10 protein-coding genes are annotated in these 7,172 nt (G+C 30.4%); 9 read left to right on the top strand and 1 reads right to left on the bottom strand.

All coding sequences use genetic code 11. The features are described from left to right. Positions 1–103 precede the first annotated feature (103 nt). From NSQ15_RS12410 to NSQ15_RS12380, 7 genes are all read left to right on the top strand, one after another. Entirely contained in the window at positions 104–904 is an 801-nt protein-coding gene (locus tag NSQ15_RS12410; RefSeq protein ID WP_002447415.1) for an ABC transporter permease, read from the top strand. A gap of 95 nt (positions 905–999) precedes the next feature. After that, on the top strand, positions 1,000–1,278 hold the full coding sequence (locus NSQ15_RS12405; protein ID WP_340747201.1) for a hypothetical protein: 279 nt from the start codon (positions 1,000–1,002) through the stop codon (positions 1,276–1,278). A gap of 70 nt (positions 1,279–1,348) precedes the next feature. After that, complete coding sequence (locus NSQ15_RS12400) at positions 1,349–1,513, top strand: hypothetical protein (RefSeq protein ID WP_340747200.1); 165 nt, start codon at positions 1,349–1,351, stop codon at positions 1,511–1,513. 34 nt (positions 1,514–1,547) lie between these two features. Next, entirely contained in the window at positions 1,548–1,931 is a 384-nt protein-coding gene (locus NSQ15_RS12395; protein ID WP_340747199.1) for a plasmid mobilization protein, read from the top strand. Then, on the top strand, positions 1,913–2,923 hold the full coding sequence (locus NSQ15_RS12390; RefSeq protein ID WP_340747198.1) for a relaxase/mobilization nuclease domain-containing protein: 1,011 nt from the start codon (positions 1,913–1,915) through the stop codon (positions 2,921–2,923). Before NSQ15_RS12395 ends, NSQ15_RS12390 begins: the two co-directional genes overlap by 19 nt. Before the next feature lie 31 nt (positions 2,924–2,954). Continuing rightward, positions 2,955–3,431, top strand: a complete 477-nt coding sequence (locus tag NSQ15_RS12385) for a mobilization protein (protein WP_340747197.1) — start codon at positions 2,955–2,957, stop codon at positions 3,429–3,431. Positions 3,432–4,074: 643 nt separating this feature from the next. Beyond that, on the top strand, positions 4,075–4,932 hold the full coding sequence (locus NSQ15_RS12380) for a replication initiation protein (protein WP_340747196.1): 858 nt from the start codon (positions 4,075–4,077) through the stop codon (positions 4,930–4,932). 692 nt (positions 4,933–5,624) lie between these two features. Here NSQ15_RS12380 and NSQ15_RS12375 read toward each other — a convergent pair. Further along, positions 5,625–6,311 (bottom strand): hypothetical protein, encoded by a 687-nt coding sequence (locus NSQ15_RS12375; RefSeq protein WP_002477842.1) that lies wholly within the window; start codon positions 6,309–6,311, stop codon positions 5,625–5,627. Positions 6,312–6,412: 101 nt separating this feature from the next. Here NSQ15_RS12375 and NSQ15_RS12370 point away from each other — a divergent pair, with 101 nt between their 5' ends. Beyond that, entirely contained in the window at positions 6,413–6,769 is a 357-nt protein-coding gene (locus NSQ15_RS12370; protein ID WP_002486150.1) for a hypothetical protein, read from the top strand. A gap of 216 nt (positions 6,770–6,985) precedes the next feature. Then, a partial coding sequence (locus tag NSQ15_RS12365) for a hypothetical protein (RefSeq protein WP_340747195.1) occupies positions 6,986–7,172 on the top strand: 187 nt, incomplete at its 3' end.

The raw sequence follows: 7,172 nt of genomic DNA, 5'->3' as shown, positions 1-7,172 counted from the left end.
CTCCATAATTAAAATAGAAAAGGTAAAGCAATAAACAATTGCTTTACCTTTTTTTTAGGTTTCATTTATAATATTAATAATCTTAGAAAGGTAACTTAATGTTATGAAATCATCTTTATTTATATTAAAAGAACATTTTAATAATTTATATTTAATGAAAAGATTAGCACAATTTGAAATGAAAATTTCTAACAAAAATAATTATTTGGGAACAGCATGGGAGTTAATTAATCCTTCAATACAAATTTTTATGTATTGGTTTATTTTTGGTTTAGGTTTCAGAAATAATAGAACTGTTGAGAATATACCTTTTATTTTTTGGTTAATTGTAGGAATAAGTATGTGGTTTTTTGTGAATCAAGGTATTTTAAATGGTACAAAAGCAGTTACTAGCAAATATAAGCAAGTAGCTAAAATGAATTTCCCATTATCTATATTATCTAGTTATATCGTCTTGAGTAAATTTTACACTCATATACTATTACTTATTTTAATTATGCTTATATGTGCTTTAAATGGATACTACCCTACTATATATACATTACAATTATTAATTTTTATCCCTTACACTTTGTTACTGACAATGACAATAACACTATTAACTTCAACATTAGCTGTAATTATTAGAGATGTCCAAATGCTTATGCAAGCTCTTATGAGAATAATATTTTTTATATCTTCAATCTTATATTTACCGACAAATACTTTAGTTTTAAAGGTTATACAATTTAATCCTATCTATTTTATAGCTGAAAGTTATAGAGCGGCAATTCTATATCAAAATTGGTTTTTTATAACACATTGGAAACTATCTTTATATAATCTTGCTTTCCTTTTAATTACTTTTGTGTTGGGCTCTCTTTTACATGTTAAATATCGCGAACAATTTGCAGATTTTTTATAAACAGGATAAAAAAGCACTCAAAGATAAGACTTTGGTATATACTTCAAAAAAATTTAAAGTTAAAACAAATTGGATTTTGGCTTAGGAGAGATTAAATGCTTTTAAGAGAAACTGAAGACTATGAAAAATATTATAAGATAGGCAATGTTGTTATGGGAACAGCATTTATTTGTATTGTTATTTTTTCGCTTATGAAAAGCACTCCTTTATCTGATCTTTCTTTTTTAAAGTACATACACTTTGCTAGTGAGGTTTTATTGATAGCAGGGTTAATTATTAATAGTGTCCCTGATTTTTTAACTTGGAATATAAAGAACATCATTTTTGACCTTATTATCATTTCTTTTTTAATTGTATTTTTTATTTGGGTTTAATAATTATAGTAACTATATTTTTGGTTCCTATAATAATTATTTTGAATTTTTCAAACTATGAGTGGCTAACATGTTAGCCACTATTTTTTCGCTAAAAAAAATCATAAGGGGCTTGGGGAATATCCCCAACAAGCTGGCGCGTCTGCCACGTTATTGGCTAGCAAAGCCAATGCTTGCCAAACCACATAACGACTTGATTAATTTTGCTTTATCCTATAAAGTAAAATTAATTTAAGGAGTTATCTTTCGAAGAAAGCGTGGTGGGATTGATGAGCGAACAAAAAACATTTGTGGCTAGCGACGAAACTGTTGGGCGAAATCATAAACCCAACCGTAAGGAGCCGAAACAAATCAGTTTTCGTGTGAGCGAATCCGAATATTTAAAGTTGAAACAGTCAGCTGAAACTTTAAATATGAGTGTGCCTTCTTTCGTTAAGAAAAAGGCACAGGGATCTCGATTAGTCGCACCTAAATTAGATAAAATAACGCGACAATCGATAGCCAAAGATTTGGGGAAATTAGGTTCAAATGCCAATCAGATTACCAAATATTGTAATCAACATCAATATGACGCACCCAATTATGAGGCATTAGAACATAATATCCGCGAATTACGTGAAAGGCTTGATGAAATATGGCAACAACTAAAATAAGTGCAACCAAATCAACGTCACGTGCCATTAATTACGCTGAGAAACGAGCCGTTGAGAAAAGTGGCTTAAATTGTGATGTAGATTATGCCAAATCGAGTTTCAAAGCCACTCGTGAGTTATATGGTAAAACGGACGGTAATCAAGGTCATGTGATTATCCAATCCTTCAAACCTGATGAAGTCACGCCTAAACAATGTAATCAGTTAGGTTTAGAACTTGCTGAGAAAATGGCCCCCAATCATCAAATCGCTGTCTATACACATAACGATACGGATCATGTACATAATCATATTGTGATTAATGCGATTGATCTTGAGACAGGCAAAAAATTTAACAACAATAAACAAACTTTACGTGATTTAAGAGATTTCAATGACGAAGTCTGTCTGGAACATGGTTTAAGTGTGCCAGAAAAGAACACAGCACGACTACGTTATACACAAACGGAAAAAGCAATCGCTGACCCTAATACGAAATCAACAGCCCAATATTCATGGAAAGATGAAATCAGAGAGGCGATAGACCAATCACAAGCCACGAATATGGACGAATTCAAAGACCATTTAAACCAACATGGCATTGAAATTGAACGTGTCACGCCTAAAAGCATTACGTATCGACACCGAGCTGAAGATAAAAAGGTGCGTGGACGTCGATTAGGAGAATATTACAATAAAGGAGGTATCGAAGATGGCTTTGAAAGACAAATTCAACGACGACAACAACAAGAACGAGACGCAGACACCGACTTCCAGCCAAAACGACCAACTTCAAACCGTGATGAATCAACTGAACGAGATACAGGCGTCACTCAATCAGATTGGGACCAATTCGCCCAAGACACAAATGAGCTTGAGCGTCGCCGACAGGTTGCAGAATCAGCAAGACTTGCTGATGAAAAGGCTCGAAGAGATCGAGAAGAGAGAGAACGAGAGAAACAAGCGTCACGAACAATTATTGACAACGATCGAGACCACGGCTTCGAACTTTAATCAAGCGACGGAAACCAATGAAAAACGTTTTATGTCTGCAGCAAGACACTATGTACAACGGATTGATACCGATAATTTAAAACAAGATTTCGAACAAGCCATACAAAAAGAACTCAATGATGTTAAAACAGAAACACAAAGCGTAGTTAAAGAAATGAAAAACAATCAAACAGAACTTCAAAAAGCGAATAGCGACTATAAGAAAGCGATTGATGAACGTATCAAAAGGAATGAAACTTCAATCAAACAATATGATCAAGCGTTTAATCGTTTAACTAAAGGCATTACATCCATGTTTTTCATCGTTGCTTTAGTCATGGTCGCATTTTTAGTATTAAGTCCGTTAGGCGATTTGTTAGGTGTTCATCACTTTTATGAATGGATTAATTATGTATTAAAAACAGGGCATTCAGCATGGCGTTATTTAATCGTTGTGTTCTATCTTGTACCTTATGCCTTATTTGGATTGCTTATATATGTCATTTTAAGCGCGTATGAGCGTATTTAACGTTAATATCTATATAAAAACCTTAACTTTATAATAAAAAGTCTATATGAGGCTCAGAATTTAAAATAGGTTATCGCTATTATGCCGAGAAAATTTATTGTGCATTGAGAAGAACCCTTAATTAAACTGTTTCGACGAATGTCGGGATAGCGTGAGCTATTAATCCGACGAGTCGACAGTTTTCGGGTTTATTAAGGGTTCAGAGGCTCAATGTCAATAAAGCAATTGGAATAATGCATTAAAGTTATACCACTGAGTGTTTTATAAATAATAAAAACCAACCACAAATGTGGTTGGTTTCCTTTTTGTCTTTTGAATTTGTGAGGGGAAATGCCCCGAACTTTTTAATATCTTTTTATAAATCTTTTTAAAACCTTTTTAAATGCCATTTTATCCTTAGAGCGACAAAGGATTTGAAGTGTTAAAGGCAACCAATCATTAAACTAAAGGCAACCAATCATTAAACTAAAGGCAACCAATCATTAAACTAAAGGCAACCAATCATTAAACTAAAGAAACTATTTTAATATTAGGTTTCTATATGTTATTATTGTTTATAATATAGCGATTATAAGTATTTAAAATTAAAGTTAATAGGAATCTTTATTGTATAAAAGTTTCTATTAGATTGGAGTAGAGTTAGTTGAGTGGAGAAACAGTAGTATATAAAAATGATATGAATTTAGTTCCATTGAGAAAATTTAATAATACCGAAGTTAATTTATTTTTTACTTTGTGTAATAAATTAAAAGATAAAGGCAATTTGACTGTTAATGTACCATTTGAAGAATTAAAAGAATTAAGTAATTACTATAGTCATGATAAAAAGCTTTTTATTCAAGATTTAGAAAAATTCTATGATAAAATCTTCTCTTTAACATATAGAGAAGAAACTGAGAATGTTATTAGAAAATTTATTCTTTTTACTAAAGTAGAAATTTACAAAGATAAAGAGTATGTGGCTATTGGTGTTAATCCAGATTTAGAACATATTATTAATTCATTAACTAATAACTTCACTAAATTTGAACTTCGAGAAATGACACACCTTAAATCTACATATTCTAAGCATATGTTCAGAATACTTAAGCAGTATAAACATACTGGGTATGTAAAAATTAAAATTGATGATTTTAGAGAACGGCTAGATATTCCTAATAGTTACCGTATGACAAATATTAATCAAAAAGTATTAACCCCTATCATTAAAGAATTAGGCTTTATTTTTAATAACCTTAATATCAATAAAATAAAAGCGAAAAAAGGACGTAAAATTGAATGGCTAGAGTTTACATTTGACGCTGAGAAACGCATTCACAATAAACGACAATCACAAAAGGCGAATATAGGTAAGTCACGACAATATATCAGTCGTGAAAAAACGCCGAAATGGTTAGAAGAACGCACATATGAAAAACAAACACAAACTGAGTATGACCCACAATTAGAGAAAGAACGAGAAGCCTTTTTAAAACAACTTAAAGTCGATTGGGAAGAATAGAAAAATTTTATAAAGCGAAAGCATTAATTGAAGAGTGTGTAATATCATGATATTATATGTGTAACGAAAAGTGCGATGTCGTTTGTACATCAAAAACCCCCACAAAGCTTTGGACGGCTGTGGGGGTTTTCTTTTTATCATTTGAATTGATCATACAAATAATTGGCTATGATACCTGTTATGACAGGACAAATGATAATAGTTACGACGAAAAATGCAATGTTCATTTGTACATCACACCTCCTTTCATGCACAGGAAGTGCAACATCTATTATATATATCGAAAGACAAAGACGAAAGAGCCACATTATAAATAGATATTGTATGCATGCATACAATATACATGCATACGATATGCGCGCATCATGTATGCAACAGCTAAATACGTTGTACGATCACAAGTAAACAAGTTTAATAATTAACTCGTATACTTGTATATTTGTTTACTATTAAATAAGTATACAAGTATATCATGCGCGTCTAAAAAATAGAAGATTGATAACTGAATAAAGATACAAAATTTCATTTAATGAAAATGCATGAAAACGTGTGGTTGAGGGACTGTATAAAAGATGAATAATCGATAATCCAAACACAAAGGGACAAACGCTGAAATGACGGCGTTTGTCCCTAATATGTTAGTTAACATAATGGTGTATTATAGGTAGTTAAAATGTATAGTTGATTCATAATTAATTTCTATACCATGCTGTCTTAGGCCAGTTTTTATGATTTGGTTTTCCTTTCCATGATGAACAATCTTTAACACCTTTTTTCTTCACATTTAATCCATCGCACTTAGTCATTTTTCCTATAGAAGAACATTTATAAGCTTTAGCATGGTACCAGCAGTCACTCTTATAAAAATCTGCATATGCTTTAGGATGTTTTTTAGACCAATATCTATGATCCGATTTAGTTCCATTAAATCTATTACAATGAACGTGAGTTCCTTTTTTTACTTTTTGTCCATCTTTTTGACCTTTATATGATTTGCTATAAAGTGAAGTACCTTCTGGTATTTTTCCATCATCTTTACCATCCATACTGCCAACAAAATCAGAGAAATTAATCACTTTAGTTCCACTTTCATTACTTCTATTAGCAGTATTATTTTTCTTATCTGGGTTTGGTAATGTATCTTCTATAGTAACTTTATTATCTTTCTTAATAACATGAAAGTTACTATCTTCTTTCTCAATATCTTTAAATTGTTTCATTGTTTTTGAATCAACTTGAGATACATCATAAGTACCAACTAATTTAACATTTTGAGGAGCCGTATTTTCTTCTGCCTTACTAGTATTTGATTGTAACGATCCTATCCCTGTACTAGTTATTAAAATACTTGCTAAAAATATTTTTGTGAATTTTTTCAATTTTTACATCTCCTTAAAAATAATTATATTATGTAGAAAAAGCTTTCATTTTTACGTTATCATAAATAATAAAAAATTTTTTAAAGAAGAGGCGTTAATTCATGAAAAGAACATTATATATATTTGTTATAATAGCTTTTTTGATAATTTGTTACATTTTTTTAAACTTTTTATTTTTCGATAAATGGGTTTGCTATTCTAGCGAAAAACAAATCAATAGTTATATAAAAAATCACGATACAAAAAAATTACATGATATAACAGATAATAATAAAACTTATCAAATTTTAAGAAACTCTAAAAAAATATCAATTAAATTACAATCAGATAATCAAGGAAGTGAGGGCATCGGATATTACCAAGTGAATCTAAATGATAAACCTGCGAAACTTTATATAAAAATTAAGCATGCTTTTATCCCAGAAGTGCCTGAGGTTAAAACAATAGAATTAGAATAATAAATAACAAAAGGGAACTCATTATTGAGTTCCCTTTTGTTGCCATAACATGCATTATAGGTAGTTAGTTTGTATAGAATACGTATACTTTGTAAAAATGAACAGAATATTAAAAATATATTCCAAAACTAATTAATAATTTTATATTTTTATACACTTGATTTTTGTTAAAATTGTGATATCTTTATTTTAAATTAATATTTTGGAGGGGTAGAAATGAAAAAAGTATCTAAACTTCTTATTGCATTTTCATTAGTAACAACACTATCGTATGCAAGTGCTTCAACTGGTTTTATGAATGATAACTCTCATGAAGCATTTGCTAAATCTAAAAAGAAAAAACATAAAGGAAATGGTAACAAACATAATTGCTTCCCAGTCGGAAACAGTGAATTTTGTACAA

The organism is Staphylococcus sp. FSL W8-0774, from assembly GCF_038006785.1.
GTDB lineage: Bacteria > Bacillota > Bacilli > Staphylococcales > Staphylococcaceae > Staphylococcus > Staphylococcus pasteuri.
Note: the sequence above shows the minus strand (reverse complement) of the source record. Positions and strands in the feature narration are given on the sequence as shown.

What these genes read in the sequence shown, in the direction of transcription:
- NSQ15_RS12410 (WP_002447415.1), top strand. Translation starts at nt 104, where the DNA reads ATGAAATCATCTTTATTTATATTAAAAGAACATTTTAATAATTTATAT.
- NSQ15_RS12405 (WP_340747201.1), top strand. Translation starts at nt 1,000, where the DNA reads ATGCTTTTAAGAGAAACTGAAGACTATGAAAAATATTATAAGATAGGC.
- NSQ15_RS12400 (WP_340747200.1), top strand. Translation starts at nt 1,349, where the DNA reads ATGTTAGCCACTATTTTTTCGCTAAAAAAAATCATAAGGGGCTTGGGG.
- NSQ15_RS12395 (WP_340747199.1), top strand. Translation starts at nt 1,548, where the DNA reads ATGAGCGAACAAAAAACATTTGTGGCTAGCGACGAAACTGTTGGGCGA.
- NSQ15_RS12390 (WP_340747198.1), top strand. Translation starts at nt 1,913, where the DNA reads ATGGCAACAACTAAAATAAGTGCAACCAAATCAACGTCACGTGCCATT.
- NSQ15_RS12385 (WP_340747197.1), top strand. Translation starts at nt 2,955, where the DNA reads ATGTCTGCAGCAAGACACTATGTACAACGGATTGATACCGATAATTTA.
- NSQ15_RS12370 (WP_002486150.1), top strand. Translation starts at nt 6,413, where the DNA reads ATGAAAAGAACATTATATATATTTGTTATAATAGCTTTTTTGATAATT.